The sequence below is a fragment of the Phormidesmis sp. 146-20 genome (assembly GCF_052939475.1).
Genome location: NZ_JBJPHT010000001.1, coordinates 428,341 through 452,492 on the forward strand (window position 1 = coordinate 428,341; position 24,152 = coordinate 452,492).

Sequence of the window (24,152 nt, forward strand, 5' to 3'; positions counted from 1 at the left end):
CGTCTCAAAGCTGTTCAGGATCAATCCCTTGCGCTCTCAATCGCTCAACCAAGTCTTGAAACAATTGTTCTGCCTGTTCTGCCCGTTGTTCTGCTTGTTCTGCTCGTTCGTCTGGGGTGGGATAGCGATCGCCTCGTTCGTCGTACCAATAGAGCCATTCTCGTGTGACCCCTTGATGCAGTCCGCGATCGGTACCCAACCCCAACCCAATTTCTGGCAGCCAAATGGGATTTCCTGATAGCAGTACATAAGCATCGTCCACCAAGCGATAAACTTCCAATCTGGCCTTGCGGCGGCGGTAGATTGAATAAATCGCGTAATACTGAATGCCTAACTGTCGATAGAGTTCTTTTTTCTTGCTGTATTCGCCGCGATATTTTTGAGAAACGACTTCTAGAGCGAAGATGGGAACGACTCGTTCTTCCCAGAAAACGTAGCTGAGGCGTAGGTCTTCATCAATGATGCGATCGACTCCCAAACTCAGAAAGCCATCGGGCACTACGGCTGGCAATTCAGGATCGTAGTAAATTCCCATATCGATGCCAAAAAACCAATCCATCCGGTCTTTCCAGAGGTAGCCGAGAATCAGTTTTAGCAGGGTCGGAATCAGATCTTGAAGCTCGTTATCCACGGGGGTATCGTCTGAGTCGGGCAACTCCTCGGAAGAGGGATAACAATGTAAGGGATTGTAGTCTAGCATGGCGGTTTCCCATTGGACTACTTGAATTTTAGCGAAGGATGAGGGATAGTTTCGGTTTGTGAGAATGTCTTTGACTGACTTTACAAGATTAAATCGGTCGCCCTGTTACGCACTTTAGCTAATGTAGAACGATCAAAAAATTAAGATTCCCAAAAACCAAAAATCTGTGTAAAATACTTCGCAGATGGATAGAAATGCCCCGGAGATCTGATCTGAACCATCAGACTCCGAGGACTTCCATCTAAAGTTAAGTAGAGTAACTTCAGAGGCGTATATGATTGTACACCGTCAGCTTTGCGATGGGATCTTGGCACCCTGGAATCAAGATCCCGCATACGTTTCACATGACTGGGGAACGTTTGAACAATCAGCGTTCCCGTCCTCTTTGCATTAACAGAGGAGACAAACAATATGGCTGTTAGGAATCCCCTTCCTGACTCGGTTTCGTTTGGCTTTGAGTTGCGATGCTCATCAGTCAGACGATATCAAGTCACGGTGACGTTGGATTTGCAGGAGCGTTTGATTTTTATGTCCTCTGGCGTTCTTTCGGATGTGATCGATTCTATTGACGAATTTGTGTCACAACTGAGTCAGATTGCGTCTACAAAACTGGCCCTGCTCAAATGGGATGGCACCCGCGATCGAACCACTGAATATCAAGTGATTCAAGTGTTGTCTAGATATCAAGTTCAACGTTCTCTAATGAAGTTCAATATCATTATGGGCAATGGCTCACTGATTCACCTGGAGGATTTGTACGACAAAGAAACTATTCAACTGTAGGAGGTACTGTAAGAGGTTAGGGAGTCGTCGATCGTCTTTCGTGCGGCTCTCTCTTATTGCCCTAGATAGGCCTCTAATACTTGAGGATTGGTTTGAATTTCGCTGGGTGTGCCGACGGCCAAATTGCTGCCTTCTGCTAGAACGTAAACTCGATCGCACAATGACATAATCACATCCATGTTGTGTTCGATGATTAGAAAAGAGAGTCCTTGACGATTCCAATAGTGAATGTAGTCGCAAATCTGATTGATCAACGTGGGATTAACTCCAGCAGCAGGTTCATCCAGCAGTACTAGCTTGGGGCGAGTCATTAAGGCTCGTGCAATTTCTAATAGTTTGCGCTGTCCGCCAGAAAGACCGCCTGCATAGTCTTGAGCCTTTTCTGCCAAACCGACTGAGGCGAGAATTTCCATTGCTCGATCGCGCGCTTCTTTCTCTTCTTTGGCAATTCGTCTGCCTGCAAACCAGGTATTCCAAAAGTTCTCGCCTGTTTGATGTTGGGCGGCTAGTAACATATTCTCTAAAACTGACAGACGCGACAAGACGCGAGCAACCTGAAACGTGCGTACCATCCCCCGTTGAGCGATTTCGTGCGGCTGCAAATTTTGAATCGGTTCGCCATCAAAGACGACTCGCCCCTGGTCGGGATGAATGAAGTTAGACAGCAAGTTGAATAAGGTGGTTTTTCCTGCACCGTTGGGGCCGATTAATCCAGTGATACTGCCGGGAGTCACTGCGATCGCCGCATCATTTACCGCCGTTACGCCACCAAAACTCTTCATCAATCCGGTGGCCGACAAGACGGGCATTTGAGAATTCATATGGTTTATATCTTCACTGTTCATATTCAATTCAAAGATTAATTACTTGCCAAGTGTCAATTCGTCTTTGTTGCCCAAAATTCCTTGAGGTCGCCAAATCATTAACAACATGAGCAATAGACCGATTAGCATAATTCGCAATGCTCCCACTTGATCGGCCGCCAAGGGAATGAACTGATCAAGCGATCGCGTCAAAGTTGTATATCCCCAAAAAATGGCTGCTCCTAAAAGCGTTCCAGCATTACTGCCAGCCCCGCCTAATACAATAATCGTCCAGGTATCAAAGGTAATTTGTGTTTCAAAACTGCGAGGATAAACCGTACTCAGTTGCCACGCGAGAAAGGCACCTGCCACACCTGCAATAAAGCCGCCAATCATAAACGATTGCAGTTTGTAGGCAAAGACATTTTTACCCAACGCTTTAGCCACCTGCTCGTCTTCTCGAATCGCTTTGAGAACTCGTCCCCAGGGCGATCGTACCAGCCGTTCCAAAGCCCAAAACGTGACAGCTACCGTAATGACTGAGAGGAATAGCAGCCCATTTCTCGCCGGATTTTCTCGATAGTTATAAAGCGCCACAGCACTGACTCCATAAAGCCAAACGCCAAAAATCGAGAGCGCGATCGTAGACAGCAACACCACACCCGCATTCCAATTAGGCATCTTTGGCAAAATTAACCGTTTGGCAATCCAGGTATAAATCCAACCGACTGCTACCAGCGATCCCATCAGCAGCGCAATCAACACACCGCCCGGTAGCGAATTTGCCAGCTTTAGCGCACGAGAAGTCATCCCAACGCCATAGATCAAAGCCAACAGAGAGCCAGAATATCCCGTCAAAATCAGCGAATTTTGTAGCAGTTGAGAACGATCGACTCCTCTCAGCCGTTTCGCCGTCCACTTCCACAATCGCCAGAGGGCAAGAACCGCGATCGCTGTAAAAATCGCAATCATGCCAATTCGAGTTGCCACCGTAGGCCGAAAATTCGCCAGCGGCAAGTCGTAACCCTGAACGCCAAATGATCCTTTGGTCAGCCATTCTTCATTGAGCGCCACCAACCGAATTAATTCTGACACGCCGATCGTCACGATCGCTAGATAATCTTCGCGCAGTCGCAGCGTTGAGAATCCGATTAGCAGTCCCAACAGGGCGGCCAGTGCGCCTCCAATCAAGACCGCGAAGATCATCGGCACTCCTGCCAAACTCAAAAGAACCGTCGTATAGGCTCCGATCGCCAAAAAGGCCGCATGTCCGAAGTTGATTAGGCCTGTAAAGCCCCAATGCAGGTTCAATCCCAGACTAAACAGGGCATAGACAGCGGTAAAGACAATCAGTGAAACGAGATAACCAACCATAAGTTCAGAAAGGCGTGGAGTAATGAAATCGTATCTTACTAGGGAACCGGAATCGTAGCGATCAACACAGCCAAACGACATTGAGTTAACGTGAATTCGATGAAATCCTTCGCTGCGGTGATCGCTCCGGGCAGCCCCCTAAATCCCCCAAGTTTGGGGGACTTTGAGCAAAAAATCCCATCCGGAAGTCCCCCAGATTGGGGGGTTGGGGGGCGAAAGTGCTGAATCACGAAGCGAAAAAACTCTGTCGAATTCACGTTGAGTTAGGCTTCAGCGTTTGGCGTTTGAATTCAATTCGCGAGGCGAGATTTGATCGCAACTTGGGCATTCTGAACGCAGATTCTAAATGCAGTCCAAAGCTTTGTGCTGACTTGGGTTTGTCTCAGTTGAGTTCGATGTTTTTTCGTTGGCAATCAGTTATGAACCTATTTCGCAGTCGCGCCCATCATTTGATCGATCGCCTCTCCGACGAAGAACTAGCAAGCACCTGGATCGAGCTAGAAACGCTATTTTATGACCTTTATGTGATGAAAGCGATCCAAGCGTCTAAGAAGTGCCACAATCCCGGAGACACCTTGACCCGTGAAGAAGCGCTGCGTCTGTTACCCCTCATTCAACCTGCACCCCGATCGCGATGAATACGACAAAGCCAAGCTCAATGGGTGGTTTGATGCTCCCGGCGAGGCTCGAAGTCCGCTACGATCGTACCTTCTTGATCGATCTCAAAAGTCTAGAACCGTCTATTTTCCCCCGCATTCAGCAGTTTGTGTTTGGCGAGTTTTTTCAGATGGGTCAACTTCAAGATTTATCAGAATTTCAACCCGTTGGCTCTAGCGAGATTTTCTACCGCTTCACGCTAGACAACTATCTGATCTGCATTGAAATCACAGGACAAATCATCAAGTTTTTACGAATTTTGCCCAAGCCAGATGTTTAAAGCAGACTAGACTTCAATTCATTAGTTTATATACTGTCGCACTGCTCCATAACTTCACTGCTGTTCGATTCTAGTCCTGTGCTGCGGAGGAACTCTAACGCAATGAGGATCAAGAAAATCGATCAGATCGATCAGCCGACTGTGAATTAAGACTAGTCTTTCTCCATCGATTTTTGGTGAGTTTCCCATTATGTCAATCGACTCTCTCAGGTCTGTAAACCAACTTGCAAATTCTGGATCGCTCATCTTTTTAACAAACGTGGCATAGCCAATGCAGTCATAGCCGATCGCTTCACTATTCGAGCGAGGAATCGTCATGATCTCTCCAATTGCACGTTGTTCGCCATTAAACAGTCGGAAATTGGCTCCGGATTTGTAATGTCCAAACGCTTGATTAATGCTGACAAGAAGTTCACTCAGGCGACGGTTCCGTTCTAGATCGCCCAAGTCCAAAAATTGAACTTCTCGACGTAAAATTTCTACCCATCCAAGATATTCTGCAACTACATACAGAGTGTTGTGCATTGCATAACTTTGAGCGGAAGGCGATCGAAGATAAAACCGCTCTAAAAATCTGCTTTGATGAATGTTGTATAAGCGGCTTTGAAGATCAATCGCCGATCGCAATAAAGGATCTCGGTATTTAGACATCAAAGTGGCAGTCTGAGCTTCACGCGATTCGGCTTCACGCTGCTTCATCAGTCGGTCAGACAATCGGGCAATGCGAGTTTGACCGTAAACACTGATCACGACACTGATCGTAGCCACGATCGCGGAAATAACGGCAGCAATGACTTCAGGCTTCATCACACTTGACTGACTTCTACAATTACTCGCATCGTACTTGATTTTGCACTTAAGCCGATCGCTCTGAAGCTGCCAAGCATCAACAAGATCCCTTCCTGCCAAACCTTCTAGACTAGAGCGAGAAGTGTCTACCAAAGCAAGTCTAATGAAGCTGCCTGATGGATCGCGATCGCCCTCCCTACTCCAAACCTTGTCGATCGTCGCTCAACCGATCAATTTTCTCGAAGCCTGCGCTCAGAAGTATGGCGACACCTTTACGCTGCGGGTGTTGGGCGTAAATTCGCCGCCTGTGGTGTTTTTTAGTCATCCGGATGCGATTCAGGCGATTTTTACGACGCTGGCAGACTCGCTGGAGTTGGGCAAAGTGACTCATGTGTTTCGGCCGTTGGTGGGCGATCGCTCGTTGATTATGCAGGAAGGTCAGCGTCACTTGCGATCGCGCCAGTTGTTAATGCCTGCTTTGCATCGAGAACAGCTTTATCGTCAAGGTCAACTGATCTGCGATCTAGCCAGCGAACAGATGCAGCAATGGCAACCCGGACGATCGCTGAATATGCGGGAGGAAATGTCTCAGATTTCGCTTCAGGTGATTTTGCAGGTCGTCTTTGGCATGGTGCCAGGTGACCGCTATCAACGGCTCAGACAGCTATTGGGCAAATTGTTGGAATCGATTACGTCTCCGCTTTATTCGACTCAGTTTTTCTTTCCGCCGCTTCAACAAAATTTGGGGCGCTGGAGTCCCTGGGGCAGCTTTTTAGATCAACAACAGCAAATTGATGCTCTGATCTACGCCGAAATTGAAGAGCGCCGAACACAGGATCTCAGCCAGCGATCGGACATTCTCTCGGTGTTGATGTCTGCCCGTGACGACCAGGGCGAATCGATGGACACTCAAGAATTGCGCGATCAGTTAATGACGCTCTTGCTGCTCGGTCACGAAACGACGGCCTCTGGTTTGGCGTGGGCGTTTTATTGGATTCATCGAAGTCAGAACTCACTCGATCGCCTGCTGCCAGAAATTCAAAATCAAAGCCTCGATCCGACCGCCCTTTCTCAACAGCCTTACCTGACTGCCGTTTGTAAAGAAGCGCTGCGGGTGTATCCGATCGCCCTCATTTCCCAACCGCGCAAAGTCAAGCAGACGATTGAACTAGAAGGTTACACGTTTGAACCGGGGGCCATTCTCGTTCCTTGCATTTATCTGGCGCATCGTCGAGCCGAGACTTATGTAGAACCGGGGCAATTTAATCCCGATCGCTTTATGACGCAAAAGTTTTCACCCTATGAATTTTTCCCATTTGGCGGCGGCAGTCGAAGCTGTGTAGGCATGGCATTGTCGCTGTTTGAGATGAAGCTGATTTTGGCAACCGTTCTGGCTCATTATCAATTTGAGACTAATGAAAATCGCCTGGTGCAGCCGTCTCGTCGAGGCATCACGTTTGTACCGCCAGATGACTTTCGCCTAAAGGTCGTGGGACGGCGACCTGACCCAAAGAGATCGGAGTTGTCGCGTCCTTCATCTCCCAAAGTCTACTAAAATCAGCTAAGGGACTAGGTTCCAGCTTTTGTCATTTCAAAATGTCTGTTTCAAACAAACCTCGATACTTGCGTACTCATGCCTGTTATCCCGTACCGTCTCGATCGCTTGCAAAATCAGAAAGATCTCGCTCAATTTCTCCGTACGTTTCGACCCGCTAATTTTAGAAATTCTCCGCTACAAATTGCCAGCATTTCTTTAGAAATTGATCCAATCGATCCGCTTGCAGTTTTACAATCAATTGTTCGATCTAACCAGCGACATTTCTATTTTGAGAAGGGTCAGCAAGAAGCAGTGTTGGCTATCGGGGCAGCCATTCAGTTAGAAACGAAAGGGAAAAATCGATTTATTCAAGCTAAAGAATTCATTCAAGATACGCTGTCAAAAACAACTCAAACTGGTGAATTAGATGCTCCATTTTCTGGGGCACATTTTTTCTGTAATTTTTCATTCTTTGACGACATTTCTGAAACTGATTTTTTCCCGTCTGCTTCGATCTTTTTACCTCGCTGGCAGGTCTGTCGTCAGGGCGATCGTTCAACTCTTGTTGCTAACTTAGTGATCGATCAGCAGTTTGACCCAGACGTTGCGGCGAGTTTGGTTTGGCGGCGGTTTGATGTGATTCGATCGGTGAGACATGAGGCGATTGATCTGGCGATCGGTCATAAAAACTTACTTAAAAAACAAAACGTTTCTCACACCAATCATTTCAAAAATTCTGTTTCTTCAGTTCTTGATTTAATTCAAAAAAAACATCTTCACAAAGTTGTTTTAGCTCATGCTTTGGATGTGACTTCCCCGATTCCTTTTAATCTGATTGCCTCCCTCAACAATTTACGAAAACTCTATTCAAGCTGCTATATTTTTTCAGCCAGCAGCGGCAAAGGGCAGACATTTATCGGTGCAAGTCCAGAACGATTAGTGAGCATTCACGATCGCCAATTAGAAACGGATGCGCTGGCGGGTTCTGCGCCTCGTGGCAAAACGGCTAGTGAGGATGTCCGATTAGCCAATGATCTGTTATCAAGTGTTAAAGAACTGCACGAACACCAAGTTGTGATTGATTCGATTACTCAACATTTGTCACAACTGGGATTAAAGGCGCGGCAGCCTCTGGCAGATAATTCAAAGCGGCTCCTTGCGGGTAACTCAAAAAGGTCGTCGGCTCGACTTTTACAGCTTCCCAATATTCAGCATTTACACACTCCAATTCAGGCAAATGTTCCGTCGAGTGTGCATTTGTTAGATGTGGTTGCAAAGCTTCATCCTACGCCTGCCGTTGCGGGGGCACCTCGATCGCTTGCCTGTGATCAGATTCGTCATTTTGAGCAGTTTGAGCGATCGCTGTATGCGGCTCCGATCGGCTGGGTCGATCGCCAGGGCAATGGAGAATTTGCGGTTGGCATTCGGTCTGCCTTGCTCAATGGCTGTCACGCTCGTCTCTTTGCGGGTGCCGGAATCGTCGCTGGCTCAACTCCCGAAAAAGAACTCACCGAAGTCCAACTCAAGCTCCAGGCACTCTTACAGGCCTTAGTTTAACGTGGATTCGATGAGATTCTCGCTGCGGTAGTCAATCCGGGAGAGCAAGCCAAATCCTCCACGAGTGAGAGACTTTGAACTGGAAGTCTTGTCTAAGAGTCCCCCAAAATTGGGGGGTGGGGCAGAAGCGCCAAACAACGAAGCGAGAACCCCTCATCTAACTGACTTTAAAGAGGAGAACTCAATCAAGCAAAAAGGAACTTAGAGAAGTCGCACATTGCGTAATCCCTGTTTTGGAACGATCGTCACGCAAAAGCCTTTAGCCAGGAATTTAGGTCAGACAGTAACGGGTGGCGCGATCGGCTTTCCAAATGAATGCAAACGTGGCGGGTGTGCGCTTTGCAGGTAGATTGTTCCTGATTCGTTAAGCGAATTTCATAGAAGATCTCAAATTCACTGTCACTAATTGCGCGAGGCGTGAGTTGAATCGACAAGCGATCGCCGCAGTACATCGGACGAAAAAAATCTACGTCAGCGTGAACGATCGGAACCGCCGTTTTGGAGCCGCTAAAAAATCCCTTTAAGTTAATTTCAACCGCCATTAGAGACGCTTCGTAAGCCTCGTGACAGATAGTTAGAACGTTAGCAAAGTAGACGACTCCCGCCGCATCGGTGTCTTGAAATCGGACAATTCTCTCATGAGTGAATGACATCTAAGCCTGCCCAAAAACGCTCAAATCGGATCGCAAAAAATCAACAAACTGACGCGCCGTTCTGCCCGATCGCCCATTGTGACGAGTCGCCCACTGCAACGCCCGAAATTCTAAATCCTCTGAACTGAGGGCGATCCCAGCTTGACTCGCTAAATGATGGATGATCTTGAGATACGTGGTTTGGTCGGGCGGCTCAAAAGTTAGAGTGAGTCCAAAGCGATCGCTAAAGGAGAGTTTTTCCTGCACCGTGTCCCAATTGTGAACCTCATCAGCATCTCTGGGACGAGGACGATCGCCAAAAAATTCACGAATCAGATGGCGACGATTGGAAGTGGCATACACCACCACATTTTGCGGACGAGCGGTGAGATTGCCTTCGAGAACGACTTTGAGCGCCTTATAAGCGTCTTCATCTTCCTCAAACGACAGGTCATCCACAAAAATGATGAACTTTTGAGGCAGACCGCGAAGCTGTTCCACAATGATCGGCAGATTCGTCAACTCAGATTTGGCAACCTCAATCAACCGCAGATGACGATCGCCATATTCATGCAGCAGCGACTTGACTAACGAAGATTTCCCTGATCCCCGACTGCCATACAGCAAGACATGCAGCGCCGAATTGCCTGACAACAAGAATTCTGTATTTTTGAGCAGTGTCTCACGCTGAGACTCATAGCCAAACAAATCCCCAGTCTGGACGGGATCAGGATGAACGATCGCCACTAGCTGCCCACCCTGCCAGCGAAACGCCTGATATTCAGCAAAAATCCCCGTTCCAAATTGGCGATAATAATGAGCTAAATCTGCCAGCGCATCGGCCCAATCTGTCAGCCCTTCTAACCGATTTCTCAACTGCGAAGCCGCTTTTTTAGCAGGACTTTCTGCGTTTGCAGGCAACTGATCCGCCCAGGGGATCAACCCTTCAGAAGAATCAGCCTGCTGAGTGATCCAGTCGCAAATTTTCTCAGCCCTGCAAGCGTAGAGGGATTGAAGCGATCGCAAGTCTCGTTTCACCGCTTGAATCAAGGCAACAGGCAACTCTTCTAAAGCCGTTTTTTGAACCTGACGTGAGAAAGGATTGTCAGCGGTCAGAAGGCGATCGAGCAGATAATCTTGCCAGCCCCGATTTTGAGTTGCCAACGCTGCAAACCAGCCGCTATAGGCTTTAAGAATGTGTAGCGAGTCGGAGAGGGCGATCGCTTGCAGCACTTCTAGAAACGCCTGCCCCACAGAATCGCCAAAAATCTCTCGATAGATCAGCAAAGATTGCAGATCGCGATACAAAACGTAGGCTGGACTGGGCTGAGACCGTTTTGACATCGTGTTTCTAGAGATTTAACCATGCCAGGACAACTTTAGGAGCGGGTAAAACAATCATTAGCAACATCGCCAGAATGATCAGCCCAATCACGTCACGAGCATTATTCAACTCCGTCACATCATTCAAAGCAGGCTCATCCGTTACAGGCAGCAACAACAGCAAAATCGCCCAAACCAGCAAGTGCTGTTGAGAAAACGCCATCTGTTGAGCAAACGCCAGCGCCAGCAATAACAAGCGAGAAATTTGCCCGATCGCCGCCCCTGTCCGTTGCCCAAACATCGCGTGAACCATTCGCCCACCATCCAACTGGCCCACAGGCATCAGATTAAACGCCGTAAACATCAGTCCAATCCAGCCCGCCACTGCCACAGGATGCAGACGAATTGCTCGTTCAGCCACCAGTTCACCGCCCAAGGCCAGCTTGCTAAACACAGCCAGCAATAGAGAAAACCGAGGACTTAACGCCTGAAAGTCAAACAATCCGGGGCGCTGAGGCAAGTTTACAACAGTGGAATGATCCAATCCCCACAACAACAGCGGCAGCGCAATCACCAAACCCGCGATCGCTCCCACCACACCAAAATCAAACAAAGCTTTGCGGCTAGGAATCGGCGATCGAATCTGAATAAAGGCTCCCACCGTGCCCACAGGCAACAACGGCAAAGGAATCACGGGAATAAAATAAGGCAACGTGGCCGCAATCTGATGGCGACGAGTCGTTAGATAATGCCCGGCCGCCCGAACGCTAAAAAATGTCATCAACGCGATCGCGTAAGGCAACCCTTGAGGCAAAACAGACAAATCTGTGTCCAACTCTTTGCCAATAATTTGCAAACCTGCCAGCGTCGTTGTAAACAGCGTCATCACCGCCAGTCCGATCGCAATTCCAGGACGAGCCAGCGATTTGCGTGTTTGCTTTTCTTCTCCACTGGCTTGTGGGTTGGGCACCAGCGCAAAAAATGGCTTATCGTTCAGGCCCTCTTGAAAAACCACGTAGAAGCGATCGCCAAACTTAGACTCCACATTTTCTCGAATCGTCTGGTAAGCCACTTCAGGAGTCGTTCGCAACTGTCCCCGACAAATCACCGCCTGGGGACGATACTCCAGATTTTGTAAGTAATACACCGACCAGGGAAAACAGGTTTGTAGGCTGCTCTCTTCGTCCTTGTTGATCGGTCGCGAGACGGGCGGCTCACTTTGGGGATCAGCAGGCGTTTCGGTGCCCAGCGTTTGACCTTGAGGAACGGCATCGATCGCCGAAGTGGGAGAAATCCGTCCGCGCTGAATCAAATACAGGTAGAGCGACAAACACAGCACAAACATCAAAATCACCAACTCAGGCGGCATGGGCCGTTGTCCCCGGAAGGCTAAAGTCCACCCGACCAGCGAGAATGCGGGAAGCATCGCCACAAACCACAGCGCCCAGATGGGAGTGCGAGTGATGCCAGTCACCCTTTGCACAATAAAGTAGGTAATCAGTCCGAGTAAGAGTAGCCAGATCATGCGCTAAATTTTGGGGTTGACGATGCAGTGGTGGGCGATCGCAAACTCAGACTTTTTGAGGAATCTTGGAGCAATCGCAGCGTTGATTCTTGCTTGAAGCGCGAAAAAAAGCAGCACCGAGACATAACATTTTATTGGCATTCGCGGGTCATGGTTTCAATCTGCCAAGATCATCGAAGATTAAATGACTCCGCCTCTCGTTCTGCTTACCTGCGTGTAATGACTCAAACTCCATCCGAGCGATCGACAAACTCCTCACTCTCTCAGCCTATCTCAACCAGCCACAAGGGAACGCTCAAACTCCCTCGTCTTGTTCTGGATGGATACGATGTTCCGGGTGCTGACTCTATTTTTGCATTCCCTCCCAACCGAGACACCTTGGGCGGCACGGCTTATCTGATCGTCGAGCCAGAAGGCAACATTCTAGTGGACTGTCCCGCCTGGGATGAGACCAATCAGCAGTTTCTGCAAAAAATGGGCGTGCGCTGGCTGGTCATAACGCATCGAGGCGGACTGGGAAAAGTGCGAGAAATTCAGCAGAAGATGGGCTGTGAGGTGGTGATTCAAGAGCAGGAAGCGTACCTTTTGCCTAATCTGAAGGTGAGTTCGTTTCACCAGGACTGTACAATCTCTTCGAGTGACCCGCATGGGGTCGCGTCTCATCACCTGATTTGGACATCTGGTCATTCTCCCGGAGCGTCTTGTCTCTATCGTCCATTCGGTGGAATCTTGTTTACAGGGCGGCATTTGTTGCCCGATCGCTCTGCCCATCCCGTGCCCTTGAGAACAGCTAAAACCTTTCATTGGCCACGTCAAATCCGCAACGTGCAAAAGTTGTTGGATCAGTTCACACCCGAAACGCTGCGGTTTATCTGTCCGGGTGCCAGTCTGGGGTTTTTACGCGGCAAACAGACGATCGATGACGCTTACACAAAACTCGCTCAACTCGATCTAGCTGCCTGCTTGACCACTCAACCTCTTCTCTAAGTTTCTAGTAAGTCTTTGGCTAAACGCTAGATCATCATTCGTTCTAGAGCATGGGGATCAGGGATGCAAAGTGTGTCGCGATCGCGCACAATCAGCCCTTTCTTTTCGAGTTTGCTCAAGACTCTCGTTACCGTTTCTCGCGCCAGCCCACTCAGACTGCTCAGTTCTCGATGCGGCAAATTGGGGATTTCGGTGCCATTGGGGCCACGTTTGCCCTGCCCATCTGCCAAAAATAAAAGAATGTCAGCCACTCGTGACGTGCTATCAGACTCGCGCAGCCGCAGACGACGATTGACCTGACGCAGACGACGCGCCATCAGTTGAGCTAACCGGATTCCCGCTTGCGGTTCTGAACTAAGCAGTTGCACAAAATCTTGAGCAGGCATGTTGCCGATCGTCGTCGGAGCCAGCGTAATCACATCCGTCGATCGGGGCACTTCATCTAGCGGAGCCATCTCGCCAAACAGTTCTCCTTTGCCCAAAATGTTTAGCGTAACCTCTTTGCCATCCAGGTTGTAGGTGCGAATCTTCACCCAGCCATTCAAAATAAAATAGACCGAACTGCCCCAGTCGTTTTCGAGCAAGATCACCTGATTGGCCGGATGACTCCGCGTAACAACATGAGAAATTGCCTTTTCGACCACTGCTTCTGGCAATCCTTCAAAGAAAGGAGCCGAACGAATCGATACATTAGAATTCTGGTCGCGTAGGTTATACCAATCTTCCATTGAGGTTTTGTTTTGAGGGAGGTTTAAGCCATCTGAGGTGAAGAATTAAATTTTATAAAACGTAGTGGAGCTGTAATTTAGTGACCAAAGTCTATTCGTCAGTCTCAGTAATATGACGTGCACAAGACGAGCGCACGATCCCAGTTTGCAATTAAATTGTTGGCTTCTTCCAGGTTAATTTATACTTTAGTCTCAGGATTTTGATTTCAGTATTAATCCACTTGACAGGCGCAGGCCAAAACAGGGTCGAGGTTATAAACTGATAAGCCTCAAACTTGGTTAATCGCCAAAACCAATCGCCATCATAGCCTAAAGCTTAACAAATGCTAGATAAAACTGATGAACTTACGATCGCCTTTCGTAAAGCCTCAGCGATCGAGCCAATTCAAGATCTGGTGATCTATTAACTAGTATTCCATTACAAGCTTCACAAACAGGTATTATTTTAGACTACAACTTTTTAAATACTTAGACTTTTGGACGGTCATATTTCTATCTGTCGTTTTCTTGATCCTGCGAATTTTTAAGTTCTTGAAAGCTTTTGAGACAAAAATTTGTAGCGCCACCCGCATTTAAAGAAGAAAGGAGTTCGTCATTTTTTAGCTCAGGGTTTAGGAAAAACTTGATCGCTGCCCTTAGATTTTATTGGATTTTAATCGCCTTTACGGTTCCTACGTCGGCGACGACTTGATCAACCTTAACCACTTTGCAGTTTTCTACGCTCTGTTGAGAAACTTGGACTAAGACCTGCCTGCTGCCTCGACAACGCAGCCCATAAACTATCCTGAATAAACAATCCATTTGTTGTTTTCTAAGTCAGAGGTATCCGCTTCATAAACGCTGGGTGAGAGTATGCTCTTATGGGCAACCTATCAATCAGTTGAATTGGTCTCATCCATTTTGCAAAATCTTCATCAAGGATTCGATCGTGACTTCTCAGAAGGATCAAATTCAGACGCTCATTCACGAAATTGATGCGGTGCTGCAAAAAGCAGCCTCTCGCCTTCCCTGGGCGGCAAGTGGGCAAGTGGCTCAACAGCGTCAACTCTTACAGAGACTTCGCATCTATTTGATGATGCAACAGCGATCGACCCCTGTTAGCCAGACTTCAGACTCCTCACAAGCCGACGCGCAGCAGGTGATGCAATCCGTTGTGCAAGAAATGAACGAGCTGCGATTGGGGTTACTTCGCCCTTTGCAGTCTGAAGTTGCGACCTTGACCCAGCAGAGAAATGCCCTGATTCGAGAAATTCGCAGGCTAGAGGCGCACCGCCAAAGCTACCAGACAGAGCAATCAGCTTCTCCCTCGCCAAGTGTTGAGCAGATCCAGAAAATACAAGATCAAACCAATCAGGCGCTCACAACGCTAGACACTACGCTAAAAGTCGTGTTTGAATCCCTGCAACAAGACATCAATGCTTACCAGGATTCGCTGGCTCAAGGGCTAGATAAGCTTCATCATTTGGGTGAGCAGGGAGAAGTCATGTTCTCGACGCTGGTCAATCGATTAGCCGAGCAGTTGGGACGAGAAGCGTCTTCTTATCTCCATGCCCAGGAAGGAGAGCCTACAAACTTAGAATCTACAAACTCAGAAGCCGCGCCTCAACCCGGAAAGCCCGTCCGATCCGAGTCGATCGCTGTGAGATACCCGCAAGGGGTCGCGTCTACTCCCATTTCACTCCCCTATCCCGGCACCGAAATTCCCAGCGGCCCTGCACAACCCCTCGAAGCAGCCACAGGTTTTGCCAGTCCTGCCTTACCCCCTGAAGAGACTGCGATTTCTACTAATCCAGCCCCACTGCCTCTAGAGACACCGCCTCACCGTGACACTATCAATGCACTGACCGATCTTTTGGAGCAGTTATCTGCGGATGCCAGCCAGCCGTTGAATGTCGTGTCCGTGAGTCCGCCTGCGAGCGATTCTGCGGCCTCAGATGTGCGATCGCTCGCCGAAGCCACCTACACGCCAGAAGAAAATTTATTGCCCACACCACCAGTCTCCGAAAATCCAGACTTAGAGCTAACGCTTGACTCGACTACCCTGCACCAACTTAGTCAGGATCTCTCAAATCTAGACAAAACACGTGAAATTTCCTCACCAACTGCTCCTCCGATAAAAAGCAGCACCTCCTCAGATTCGCCTGCCAAAATCAACTCAGTCTTTAATCTGGAGGGGATGGATGACTTGTTTGTAGAAGATGCTCCTCCCGAATCAGAATCGTAGTTCAGAACAGTACAGACGAATTGCTGAATCAAATGAAAAAGCTGATGAAGCTCAGATATAACAAGAGTCTCAGGGATTTTCATTGACTGAGCGATCGAGGGCTGCACAAGATCTAGATTTGCCCCACTCCTGTCCATCTCACGCGACAGAACCTTTGGCGCACAACCCTCATTTGGTCTACATTTCGGACAACATACCAGATCTTCATAAAAGTCTAAGGCAGTTCAAAGATTAAGCAAACGTCCTTCAATTCCCTAACGATAGGCGGGTGTGGCTGAATATAGTGGTCGGGTGAGGTCAACCTTTAAGAAAAATCGGCTGCAACCTGTGATTACGACTTCTAACATTCCTTCATCTCTCTATTCCGCCTTGCTTGAACGCGCCAAAAAAGCAAATACTTCTGCTTCAGACCTGTTGGCCTCAATCGAGTCCGAACCCCTTCACCCCTCTGTCAACAGCAAGCTCAAACGACTGATCGACATTGCAGGTGCCCTGGTAGGTCTGGCGATTACGGCTGTGGTGGCTATTCCGGTGGCGATCGCCATTCAGCGCGATGATCCCGGCCCAATCTTTTACAGTCAGATTCGCTGTGGAGTCAAGGGGCAGCCTTTTCGCATCTGGAAGTTTCGCTCGATGGTGATCGATGCTGACCAGCGCAAACATCTGGTGCAAAATCAAGCCAAGGGCAACATCTTCAAAAGCAAGAACGACCCTCGAATCACGCGGATCGGGGCCTTTTTGCGGCGTACCAGTCTAGATGAGCTTCCCCAATTTTGGAATGTCCTGAAGGGCGACATGAGCATGGTCGGCACCCGTCCCCCGACAGCGGATGAAGTCAGCAAATACAAGCCGCACCACTGGCAACGTCTCAACGTCAAACCTGGAATCACAGGAGAATGGCAGGCCAACGGTCGCTCGAATGTCACCGATTTTGAAGATGTCGTCAAACTTGACTTGGAGTATCAGAAAAAGTGGTCGATCGCGTATGACCTGCGTCTGATCTTTAAAACCATCTGGGTAGTTCTTAATAAGCATGGGGCTTGCTAAAAGCCAGAGTTTATCTCCTGAAGTTGTTGGATTTTAGGGTTGATCCTATTCGGATTGGCCCTATTTTTTTATGCTTAACGAGTGCCCTTTGCTCAAATCTTATGAATCTGCCCACCTGGATCACCGTCTCGCGCCTATTCGGAGTTCCTTTTTTGCTCTACGGCTTGCACCATCCCACTTCGGAGACTCGCTGGATCATGGTGGCGATCTTTCTATTGGCAGCCGGGACAGACTGGCTCGACGGCTACCTGGCTCGAAAGCTTAACCAAGTGACAGACTTAGGAAAATTTCTTGATCCCTTGGTTGACAAACTGCTGGTTTTGGCTCCCCTGATGTCTCTGGTTGAGTTGGGGCAAGTTCCCGCTTGGGGGGTGTTTATGATCTTGGCGAGAGAACTGACGATCGCAGGCTGGCGCGTTGATTCCAGTTTGCAGGGAGGGGGCAGTATTCAAGGCGCAAATCTGTGGGGCAAGCTAAAAACAGTGAGTCAAATTGTGGCGATCGCCCTTCTCATCGCACCTTTGCCTAGTGATTGGATGTTGCCTCTGGGAGCCTTTTGGGTATCTGTTGCTCTGACCTGGATTTCAGGCGCAATCTACTTGTTTCCCAAAAAGTTGACGAGCTAAGGAGTGGACTGATTCCAAAAAAAGTCAGCAATGGGACGGTCTTGTGGGGTGGTGAATTCAGTAGGCGGGTTGAGCAAGACCAGTGATTGAGAAAACTGGGGATTGTTGAGCATTCGTCTCGCAACTCGGCTGGGAATCCCGTCGCCATAGAGAATGTGTCCCTGACCTGCCAGCACGATCACCTGAGTTTTGGGAGTTGCCTTAAGAAACTGACTGATGCGATCGGCCATCGTTTCATCCCAAAGAATTTGCGCCAAAAAGAACGACTCAAAGCGATCGCTGCTTCCTTTACCTTGATGAATTTGCTCATAAATCTGGCGCATTCTCTGACGATAAGCCTCTGGCTCGGCGCGAATCTCAGAAAGGGGCGGAATAAAGCGACGATCGCTCAACGTCAAACTTTTTAACCCCCCACGAGCCACTTTGCGCGTTACTTCAGAAGGCGTGTTGAGCGCAATCACGGGCAAACGGTTCGCTTTGGCAAATCTGAGAATGGGGGCGTAGTACTCCCACGGGAAGCCCCAGCGTTTCTGAAATTGGCTGAGTTCTTGAAGTTGGGTTTCTGTAAGCTCACCCGCTAGATAGCGATCGACCAGCGATTGATAAGGGCGTTGAAACATCTCCAGTGCGATGGCGATTTTGGGATTTGATCGGTGCAGGAATTGAATAATCTCAAGTTGGGCGCGATGATCATCTGGACTGTCGTGGGTTTCGCCCAGATAGACGACTGAAGACTGGGACAGTTGAGTGAGAACTGCCTGGGGATCATAGCTCTGTTTTTTGGGACTTGATACCGACACCCTGGAGGCAGTCAGAGAAACAGAAGTTGTCTCAGCATAGGCTGGCAATATCCACAGCAAAGTCAACCCCAATGACCATGCCCAGAGAGTTGTCCGAAACTTTGAGAGAAAACGGTTTGTCATGCTTTACGCTACAGTCTGACTCTATTTTGCCAGGATTTGACTGAGAGAAGAGGCGGCGAAAGTTAGAAAGCCTTTCTGAACGTGGGAGGCTTACCTTAAGTTGAAAGAGTTGGGATGGGGGCGATCGCCTCTCGTTGTGCCCAATTTGTCTCCTAAAGTGACAGTTTGCCCGTGAAAACTACAAAATTCAGCCAACTCGCTTAGATGGGCTTTTGCAGATCGCTGAGTAATGTATGTCAAAATGTAAAGCGTGTGGATAACTTCTTCTCTCACTAACGCGCTGACTCCGACTGTGGTTGCCCTGGGCAATTTTGATGGCATTCATCAAGGGCATCACCAGGTAATTTCGCCTGTCATTAGTAACGATCCTCAAATTCGCTCTACAGTTGTTAGTTTTTGGCCCCATCCCAAAGAGTTTTTTACAGGGCAACCGCGCAAACTGCTTACTCCTCATTCTGAAAAAGCCCTGCAACTGAGCGCGATCGGCGTTGAGCAACTGGTTCTCTTGCCGTTTAATCGCGAACTGGCGGCTTTGACTCCTCAGCAGTTTGTCGAGGAAATTTTGATCCATCACCTGCAAGCAAGGTGCGTGAGCGTTGGGCAAGATTTTCGGTTTGGCTACAAGCGATCGGGGACAGCAGCAGATTTGCAAGCGATTGCGGCTAAGTTTGGGATCGATGTCACGATCGTGCCGCTGCTGACTTTTCACGGAGAGCGGATTAGTAGCTCTGCCATTCGTGAGGCGCTTGAGAACGGAAACTTGCAGGGCGCAAATCGAATGTTGGGACGGGCTTACAGTCTTGTTGGCGAAGTTGTACAGGGTCAGCAGTTGGGACGAACGATCGACTTCCCGACCGCTAATTTGCAGCCGCCCCCCGAAAAATTTATCCCCAAGCAGGGTGTTTACAGTGTGAGGGTTTCGGGAGTGGGTCTCGATCACAAGCTGGGCGTGATGAATATTGGCAACCGTCCAACTGTGAATGGAACTAAGCAAACGATCGAAGTTCACTTGTTGGATTGGTCAGGCGACCTGTATGGGCAGACACTCACCGTTGAGCTAGAGCAATTCATTCGCCCTGAGCAAAAGTTTGCCTCGCTAGATGACCTAAAAGCCCAAATTAAAGCCGATTGCGAAACCGCTAGAACGATGTGCGTTCCTGTCTCCTAAATTGAGGCAAGGACATTAGACCGGAGACATTTGACCAGAGACATTTGACTGAAAACGCAGGCAGTCCAGACACTAGAGTCCAAAGTCTATAGTTCAGCGTCTAACTCCATTTTTGGGCATCCTGAGTATGATGAACGAAAGTCTTCTAGGGGCGAAAACCTGCACATGAGAGAGCGCATTGAGCAACTAACCCAAAATTTGAGCCAAACGATCGTCGGCAAGTCTGAGGCGATTCGGCTTGTCCTGGTTGCCTTACTCTCAGGCGGTCATGCTTTGTTAGAAGACGTTCCGGGCGTTGGCAAGACGTTGCTGGCCAAGTCTTTGGCCAAGTCGATCGACGGTCGGTTTCAGCGATTGCAGTGTACGCCTGATCTGTTGCCCACGGATGTGACAGGCACGAATATTTGGAATCCGCGATCGGGTGAGTTTGAGTTTCTGTCAGGGCCAGTTTTTGCGAACGTTTTGTTGGCTGATGAAATTAATCGGGCGACTCCTCGCACCCAATCTGCCCTTCTCGAAGTCATGGAAGAACAGCAGGTGACGGTGGATGGCAATTCTCGTAAAGTTCCCAGTCCGTTTTTTGTAATCGCGACTCAGAACCCGATCGAGTATCAAGGCACCTTTCCGCTACCAGAGGCGCAGATGGATCGATTTGCGCTGTCGCTGTCGCTGGGCTACCCGACCGAATCGGAAGAAATGCAGATGTTACAGCGCCTTCAAGAAGGGCATACGATTCAAGAACTCAAGCCTTGCATTTCACTAGCAGAAGTCCAGGAGTTACAGCGCCTTTGTCGTCAAGTAAAAATTGATACTTCTCTACAGCAATACATTCTCAATCTGGTAAGGGCAACTCGTCAGGATGAGGAAGTGACGTTGGGTGTGAGTCCTAGAGGAACGGTTGCGTTGCAAAAAGGAGCGCAGGCATTAGCGTTTTTAGAAGGCAGAGAATACGTAATCCCCGATGATGTGAAGGAGCTTGCGCCTCATGTGTTGGCTCATCGCCTAATTCCGGCGGGGGGACGCAGAGCCAGAGGAATTGTCGATCGCCTGCTTCGGTCTGTCTCAATTCCCTAGAAAGTCGATGCGATGCAGGTTTTTCGCGTTGTTTGGGTCTTCTGCCCAACGTCTCAATTGGGGCGAATTTTCAGATAAGAGTTCTGGAAGTCCTTGATCAACGTCGAACTCACTTTTGAATCAGCAATTCACCCGTCATTTTCTGATATTCGGTCACCACTTCTTCGGCGCGTGGATTTGACTTAGCCTTGCCGTTGATGAATACGATCGGCTGCTTTTCATGCTTGAGTTGTTGAAAGCGATCGAGTCCCTGATGGTCGTCTGCGTCCAGGGTTTGAGAAATCGAGGACGTGAGTTGATAGGGAATTTTGAGCGTAGCAAGTCGATCGACTAATGGTTGAGTCTGTACGCCAGTGGCGCTATAAATCAGCACTTGATAAGGCTTTTTGACCGCTTCGTTAGGGATGGGAACTGAGACAAACGCCTGACTGAGGGGAGAAGTTTCGCCTTGAGAATTGGCAGGCAGCAACTCAAAAGATTTGGCTCCGAGTGTGATGAGAGCGATCGTAAAGCAAAAGTTAAGTAGACGCATTTTTGAGTAGAATCCCTGGTGCGTCTTTATTTTGGCTGGACAACCGAAATATCTCCCTGCGTAAATTAACGGAACTCCTTTACAAAACCTTGAGTCAAAGCAGGCAACTCGATCGGAATTAACGGAGAGTTATTCCCTTGAGGCAAAGCTACTCTTTGTGTGGGTAGGTACACTAGGTTCGGGAAATCAGGAATGAGCAATCGCGCATGAGTAGCTTTCTGTCGATCGCCGTCAATCAAAATTGAAAAGCCTAAAACTCAGCAGAATCAGGAATTGGAGAAATTCTATGCGAATCAAAGTTCTTCAGACGACGTTTTTCAAGCAATCCGCAGACGATTCTTCAAAACTGCCGCCTCAAGATAAAGTCACTGTCGAAGCGGGCAAAGTATTGAACATTCACTCGTGGAAGCCCGTCGGCAGAAATCATCTCAAAATCGCGATCGTCGATGGTTTTTTGGGCGTTCCTCCCCGCAATACCTGGTTTGTGTTTATGCCGCATGTCCAAGTGCTCAACAGTCAGGGGAAGGTCATTTCAACCGCACGAACGCCGTCTCTTCCCATTCGTCTGCCTGCTCGTCTGCCTGCTACAAAGTCTCTGGGAGTGCCTTACCACAATCAATTAAACAACTCAGAGAATCCGGGTGGGGCTTGCAATGTCACCTGTTTTGCGATGGTGATGCGCTACTTCAAAATTCCTCGCAAGACGAACGCCGTCCAATTTGAGGATGAGCTTTATCGCTACATGGATAATAAAGGGTTGAGCCGTCACGACCCCGGAGACTTAGCAAAAATGGCCGCTGACTATGGGCTAAGGGATGACTTGACGCTGCAAGGTCGGATGTTTGACATTCAAAAGGCGATCGCTGAAGGTCGTCCCTGTATTATTCACGGCTATTTCACCAGCTTTGGTCACATTATTGTGCTGCGGGGATATGACCGATCGGGCTGCTTTGTCAACGATCCTTACGGCGAATGGACACAGTATGGATACCGCAAAGACTTGTCCGGCGAGAACTTACACTACTCTTACGGTTTAATTCAGCGTGTCTGCTCACCCGAAGGGCCCAATTTTATGTGGCTACACCGACTCTCCAAAGCGTAACGATCATTGCTGAAGGCGCAGTAAACTTTGACTTTACTAAAGACGCTACCTCAAAGATCTGGCAATGAAGATCTTGCAATATTGAACTTCAAGGTAGCTTCTCCGCTTTTGTTGAAAATAACCCAAACTGTTAGAGGCTCACCGTCAGGCTGCCAGGATCACCTAAACTACCTTCTACTTTGACCCCGCGGTGATTGGCTTCGAGATGACGGACGATTTTGTAAATCGCTTCGACCTGATCAGAAGCATTCGCTTTAATTGCTAGAGTTCCTAATGGGATGGGAGTCTTTTCTTGCTGTAAAACCTCCATTACTTTGCGCTGGAGATCGAGAATAGCGGCGGCTGCTTTCTTGCCCGCTTCTACTCCAGGTTGGTGATAGGCATTGACGTTGACGAGAAAGCCATAAAAGCCGACAGCGCGTTCGTACAGGGCGATCAAGGCCCCAACGTTGTGAGGCGTGACTTCGGGAATGGTGACGGTCACAGAGTCGCGATGATTTTCGTAGAGCGCCTGACGAGTACCTTGAAGCAGTCCAGACAGATAATCGCCCGACGTGACTCCCGGTTCGACTTCGACGGGTTGGGAGTAGCGATCGCGCAGCACTTCGATAAACGTCAGAAAGAAATTGGGCACACCTTCGCGCAGTTGTTGAACATAGGCATGTTGGTCGGTCGAACCTTTGTTTCCGTAAACGGCGATGCCCTGATAAACCGTGTTGCCGTCAAGGTCTTTTTCTTTACCCAACGATTCCATCACCAATTGCTGAAGGTAGCGACTAAACAGCAGCAGACTGTCTTTGTAGGGCAGCACTACCATATCTTTCTCGCCTTTACCGTTGCCAGAAAAGTACCAGGCAAGGGCCAACAGTGCCGCGGGGTTGCCTTTGATGTGAGGTTGACGAGTGGCGGCATCCATTTCTTTTGCCCCAGCCAACATCGCTCGAATATCAATCCCTTGCAGCGCAGCAGGCACTAACCCAACGGCCGAAAATTCAGAAGTGCGTCCTCCCACCCAGTCGTGCATCGGGAAACGAGCCAGCCAGCCTTGAGACTCGGCCACTTTGTCCAGATTGCTGCCTCTGCCTGTGATGGCGATCGCCTGTTTGCCAAAGTCCAGATTATGGGCTGCGAAGGCGTGTTGCACTTCGATCATGCCGTTACGAGGTTCGGGAGTGCCGCCGGATTTGGAGATGACCAGAACGAGGGTGCTGTTGAGCCGATCGCCAATTTTTGCCACGGTGCGATCGATGCCTGCGGGATCAGTGTTGTCAATAAAGTGGATGTCTAGCGGCGGAAAGTCGGGAGAAAGCGCTTCGGCAACAAATTCGGGCCCCAGCGCAGAACCGCCGATGCCGATCGACAAAATATCTGTAAATTTCTCAGCATTGGGGGGAGCCACTTCGCCAGAATGGACTTTTTCAACAAAGGCCTCAATGTCTTCCAGCGTTCCTACAATGTCTTGTTTGAGGTCGTCCGTTGGTGCCAAATCGGGATCACGCAGCCAATAGTGACCAACCATGCGGTTTTCGTCGGGGTTGGCGATCGCGCCCCCTTCTAGGGCAGCCATATCCTTGAAAGCCTTTTCAAACTTAGGTTTTAGCTGATCTACAAAGTCATCATCAAACCGCATCCGACTGACATCAAGATAAAATTCTAGACCTTTGTGATAGTAAAGCCAGTCTTGATAGCGTTGCCAGAGTGCAGCAGCATTCATAAAAATCTTCTCCCCGCGTGTTATCTGCCACTGAACAGTGTATCGAGGCAATCGTCAAGGGGCGTGA

General features: G+C 48.9%; 23 protein-coding genes. 12 read left to right on the forward strand and 11 right to left on the reverse strand.

What is annotated here, in order from left to right; all coding sequences use genetic code 11:
* Positions 1 to 4 precede the first annotated feature (4 nt).
* Positions 5 to 700 carry a Uma2 family endonuclease gene (locus ACKFKH_RS01935; RefSeq protein ID WP_446856535.1) on the reverse strand — a complete coding sequence of 232 codons (696 nt, stop codon included), beginning with the start codon at positions 698 to 700 and terminating at the stop codon, positions 5 to 7.
* A gap of 411 nt (positions 701 to 1,111) precedes the next feature.
* Here ACKFKH_RS01935 and ACKFKH_RS01940 point away from each other — a divergent pair, with 411 nt between their 5' ends.
* A complete protein-coding gene (locus tag ACKFKH_RS01940) occupies positions 1,112 to 1,483 on the forward strand; it encodes a hypothetical protein (protein ID WP_446856536.1) in 372 nt (123 codons plus the stop codon).
* A gap of 53 nt (positions 1,484 to 1,536) precedes the next feature.
* On the opposite strand, the gene ACKFKH_RS01945 is transcribed toward ACKFKH_RS01940, so the two are convergent.
* Complete coding sequence (locus tag ACKFKH_RS01945; protein WP_446856537.1) at positions 1,537 to 2,304, reverse strand: ABC transporter ATP-binding protein; 768 nt, start codon at positions 2,302 to 2,304, stop codon at positions 1,537 to 1,539.
* A gap of 42 nt (positions 2,305 to 2,346) precedes the next feature.
* On the reverse strand, positions 2,347 to 3,660 hold the full coding sequence (locus ACKFKH_RS01950) for a branched-chain amino acid ABC transporter permease (protein WP_446856538.1): 1,314 nt from the start codon (positions 3,658 to 3,660) through the stop codon (positions 2,347 to 2,349).
* A gap of 419 nt (positions 3,661 to 4,079) precedes the next feature.
* Here ACKFKH_RS01950 and ACKFKH_RS01955 point away from each other — a divergent pair, with 419 nt between their 5' ends.
* Complete coding sequence (locus tag ACKFKH_RS01955; protein ID WP_446856539.1) at positions 4,080 to 4,298, forward strand: hypothetical protein; 219 nt, start codon at positions 4,080 to 4,082, stop codon at positions 4,296 to 4,298.
* Positions 4,295 to 4,597: a cytotoxic translational repressor of toxin-antitoxin stability system gene (locus ACKFKH_RS01960; RefSeq protein WP_446856540.1), complete on the forward strand. Its 303-nt coding sequence runs from the start codon at positions 4,295 to 4,297 to the stop codon at positions 4,595 to 4,597. Before ACKFKH_RS01955 ends, ACKFKH_RS01960 begins: the two co-directional genes overlap by 4 nt.
* Before the next feature lie 54 nt (positions 4,598 to 4,651).
* On the opposite strand, the gene ACKFKH_RS01965 is transcribed toward ACKFKH_RS01960, so the two are convergent.
* A complete protein-coding gene (locus ACKFKH_RS01965) occupies positions 4,652 to 5,404 on the reverse strand; it encodes a hypothetical protein (protein WP_446856541.1) in 753 nt (250 codons plus the stop codon).
* Positions 5,405 to 5,549: 145 nt separating this feature from the next.
* Here ACKFKH_RS01965 and ACKFKH_RS01970 point away from each other — a divergent pair, with 145 nt between their 5' ends.
* Positions 5,550 to 6,941 (forward strand): cytochrome P450, encoded by a 1,392-nt coding sequence (locus ACKFKH_RS01970; RefSeq protein WP_446856542.1) that lies wholly within the window; start codon positions 5,550 to 5,552, stop codon positions 6,939 to 6,941.
* 78 nt (positions 6,942 to 7,019) lie between these two features.
* Positions 7,020 to 8,480 (forward strand): isochorismate synthase, encoded by a 1,461-nt coding sequence (locus ACKFKH_RS01975; protein ID WP_446856543.1) that lies wholly within the window; start codon positions 7,020 to 7,022, stop codon positions 8,478 to 8,480.
* 245 nt (positions 8,481 to 8,725) lie between these two features.
* Here the strand turns inward: ACKFKH_RS01975 and ACKFKH_RS01980 are convergent, their stop codons facing one another.
* From ACKFKH_RS01980 to ACKFKH_RS01990, 3 genes are read right to left on the reverse strand one after another with little or no spacing between them, the layout of a single operon-like run.
* Positions 8,726 to 9,133 (reverse strand): acyl-CoA thioesterase, encoded by a 408-nt coding sequence (locus ACKFKH_RS01980; RefSeq protein WP_446856544.1) that lies wholly within the window; start codon positions 9,131 to 9,133, stop codon positions 8,726 to 8,728.
* Positions 9,134 to 10,456: an ATP-binding protein gene (locus ACKFKH_RS01985; RefSeq protein ID WP_446856545.1), complete on the reverse strand. Its 1,323-nt coding sequence runs from the start codon at positions 10,454 to 10,456 to the stop codon at positions 9,134 to 9,136.
* Between the two features lie 7 nt (positions 10,457 to 10,463).
* A complete protein-coding gene (locus tag ACKFKH_RS01990) occupies positions 10,464 to 11,960 on the reverse strand; it encodes a site-2 protease family protein (RefSeq protein WP_446856546.1) in 1,497 nt (498 codons plus the stop codon).
* 219 nt (positions 11,961 to 12,179) lie between these two features.
* On the opposite strand from ACKFKH_RS01990, the gene ACKFKH_RS01995 reads away from it, so the two are divergent.
* On the forward strand, positions 12,180 to 12,947 hold the full coding sequence (locus ACKFKH_RS01995; RefSeq protein ID WP_446856547.1) for an MBL fold metallo-hydrolase: 768 nt from the start codon (positions 12,180 to 12,182) through the stop codon (positions 12,945 to 12,947).
* A gap of 26 nt (positions 12,948 to 12,973) precedes the next feature.
* On the opposite strand, the gene ACKFKH_RS02000 is transcribed toward ACKFKH_RS01995, so the two are convergent.
* Positions 12,974 to 13,675: a Crp/Fnr family transcriptional regulator gene (locus ACKFKH_RS02000; protein ID WP_446856548.1), complete on the reverse strand. Its 702-nt coding sequence runs from the start codon at positions 13,673 to 13,675 to the stop codon at positions 12,974 to 12,976.
* Between the two features lie 928 nt (positions 13,676 to 14,603).
* Here ACKFKH_RS02000 and ACKFKH_RS02005 point away from each other — a divergent pair.
* The 3 genes from ACKFKH_RS02005 to pgsA all read left to right on the forward strand — a co-directional run bounded on the left by ACKFKH_RS02005 (position 14,604) and on the right by pgsA (position 17,572).
* The gene (locus ACKFKH_RS02005) at positions 14,604 to 15,899 is read left to right on the forward strand and encodes a hypothetical protein (protein ID WP_446856549.1); all 1,296 of its coding nucleotides are present in this window, start codon (positions 14,604 to 14,606) and stop codon (positions 15,897 to 15,899) included.
* 270 nt (positions 15,900 to 16,169) lie between these two features.
* Entirely contained in the window at positions 16,170 to 16,946 is a 777-nt protein-coding gene (locus ACKFKH_RS02010; RefSeq protein ID WP_446856550.1) for a sugar transferase, read from the forward strand.
* Positions 16,947 to 17,047: 101 nt separating this feature from the next.
* Positions 17,048 to 17,572 (forward strand): CDP-diacylglycerol--glycerol-3-phosphate 3-phosphatidyltransferase, encoded by a 525-nt coding sequence (gene pgsA, locus ACKFKH_RS02015; protein ID WP_446856551.1) that lies wholly within the window; start codon positions 17,048 to 17,050, stop codon positions 17,570 to 17,572.
* Here the strand turns inward: pgsA and ACKFKH_RS02020 are convergent.
* The gene (locus ACKFKH_RS02020; RefSeq protein ID WP_446856552.1) at positions 17,569 to 18,495 is read right to left on the reverse strand and encodes a ChaN family lipoprotein; all 927 of its coding nucleotides are present in this window, start codon (positions 18,493 to 18,495) and stop codon (positions 17,569 to 17,571) included. The two genes, pgsA and ACKFKH_RS02020, sit on opposite strands and share 4 nt — an antisense overlap.
* A gap of 250 nt (positions 18,496 to 18,745) precedes the next feature.
* Between ACKFKH_RS02020 and ACKFKH_RS02025 the strand changes: the two genes are divergently transcribed.
* Complete coding sequence (locus ACKFKH_RS02025; protein ID WP_446856553.1) at positions 18,746 to 19,663, forward strand: bifunctional riboflavin kinase/FAD synthetase; 918 nt, start codon at positions 18,746 to 18,748, stop codon at positions 19,661 to 19,663.
* 165 nt (positions 19,664 to 19,828) lie between these two features.
* Positions 19,829 to 20,737 carry an AAA family ATPase gene (locus ACKFKH_RS02030; protein ID WP_446856554.1) on the forward strand — a complete coding sequence of 303 codons (909 nt, stop codon included), beginning with the start codon at positions 19,829 to 19,831 and terminating at the stop codon, positions 20,735 to 20,737.
* A gap of 109 nt (positions 20,738 to 20,846) precedes the next feature.
* Here the strand turns inward: ACKFKH_RS02030 and ACKFKH_RS02035 are convergent, their stop codons facing one another.
* On the reverse strand, positions 20,847 to 21,269 hold the full coding sequence (locus ACKFKH_RS02035) for a hypothetical protein (protein ID WP_446856555.1): 423 nt from the start codon (positions 21,267 to 21,269) through the stop codon (positions 20,847 to 20,849).
* 286 nt (positions 21,270 to 21,555) lie between these two features.
* Here ACKFKH_RS02035 and ACKFKH_RS02040 point away from each other — a divergent pair, with 286 nt between their 5' ends.
* Positions 21,556 to 22,371, forward strand: coding sequence for a C39 family peptidase (locus ACKFKH_RS02040; protein ID WP_446856556.1), 816 nt, complete (start codon positions 21,556 to 21,558; stop codon positions 22,369 to 22,371).
* A 130-nt stretch (positions 22,372 to 22,501) separates the two neighbouring features.
* Here ACKFKH_RS02040 and ACKFKH_RS02045 read toward each other — a convergent pair whose 3' ends face one another.
* Positions 22,502 to 24,085, reverse strand: coding sequence for a glucose-6-phosphate isomerase (locus ACKFKH_RS02045; RefSeq protein WP_446856557.1), 1,584 nt, complete (start codon positions 24,083 to 24,085; stop codon positions 22,502 to 22,504).
* Between the last annotated feature and the right edge of the window lie 67 nt (positions 24,086 to 24,152).

Coding starts and splice junctions, on each gene's coding strand:
- ACKFKH_RS01975 (WP_446856543.1), top strand. CDS start 7,020: ATGCCTGTTATCCCGTACCGTCTCGATCGCTTGCAAAATCAGAAAGAT.
- ACKFKH_RS01960 (WP_446856540.1), top strand. CDS start 4,295: ATGAATACGACAAAGCCAAGCTCAATGGGTGGTTTGATGCTCCCGGCG.
- ACKFKH_RS02000 (WP_446856548.1), bottom strand. CDS start 13,675: ATGGAAGATTGGTATAACCTACGCGACCAGAATTCTAATGTATCGATT.
- ACKFKH_RS01980 (WP_446856544.1), bottom strand. CDS start 9,133: ATGTCATTCACTCATGAGAGAATTGTCCGATTTCAAGACACCGATGCG.
- ACKFKH_RS01995 (WP_446856547.1), top strand. CDS start 12,180: ATGACTCAAACTCCATCCGAGCGATCGACAAACTCCTCACTCTCTCAG.
- ACKFKH_RS02045 (WP_446856557.1), bottom strand. CDS start 24,085: ATGAATGCTGCTGCACTCTGGCAACGCTATCAAGACTGGCTTTACTAT.
- pgsA (WP_446856551.1), top strand. CDS start 17,048: ATGAATCTGCCCACCTGGATCACCGTCTCGCGCCTATTCGGAGTTCCT.
- ACKFKH_RS01990 (WP_446856546.1), bottom strand. CDS start 11,960: ATGATCTGGCTACTCTTACTCGGACTGATTACCTACTTTATTGTGCAA.
- ACKFKH_RS01950 (WP_446856538.1), bottom strand. CDS start 3,660: ATGGTTGGTTATCTCGTTTCACTGATTGTCTTTACCGCTGTCTATGCC.
- ACKFKH_RS02040 (WP_446856556.1), top strand. CDS start 21,556: ATGCGAATCAAAGTTCTTCAGACGACGTTTTTCAAGCAATCCGCAGAC.
- ACKFKH_RS02030 (WP_446856554.1), top strand. CDS start 19,829: ATGAGAGAGCGCATTGAGCAACTAACCCAAAATTTGAGCCAAACGATC.
- ACKFKH_RS02020 (WP_446856552.1), bottom strand. CDS start 18,495: ATGACAAACCGTTTTCTCTCAAAGTTTCGGACAACTCTCTGGGCATGG.
- ACKFKH_RS01935 (WP_446856535.1), bottom strand. CDS start 700: ATGCTAGACTACAATCCCTTACATTGTTATCCCTCTTCCGAGGAGTTG.
- ACKFKH_RS01945 (WP_446856537.1), bottom strand. CDS start 2,304: ATGAATTCTCAAATGCCCGTCTTGTCGGCCACCGGATTGATGAAGAGT.
- ACKFKH_RS01965 (WP_446856541.1), bottom strand. CDS start 5,404: ATGAAGCCTGAAGTCATTGCTGCCGTTATTTCCGCGATCGTGGCTACG.
- ACKFKH_RS01940 (WP_446856536.1), top strand. CDS start 1,112: ATGGCTGTTAGGAATCCCCTTCCTGACTCGGTTTCGTTTGGCTTTGAG.
- ACKFKH_RS02035 (WP_446856555.1), bottom strand. CDS start 21,269: ATGCGTCTACTTAACTTTTGCTTTACGATCGCTCTCATCACACTCGGA.
- ACKFKH_RS01955 (WP_446856539.1), top strand. CDS start 4,080: ATGAACCTATTTCGCAGTCGCGCCCATCATTTGATCGATCGCCTCTCC.
- ACKFKH_RS01985 (WP_446856545.1), bottom strand. CDS start 10,456: ATGTCAAAACGGTCTCAGCCCAGTCCAGCCTACGTTTTGTATCGCGAT.
- ACKFKH_RS01970 (WP_446856542.1), top strand. CDS start 5,550: ATGAAGCTGCCTGATGGATCGCGATCGCCCTCCCTACTCCAAACCTTG.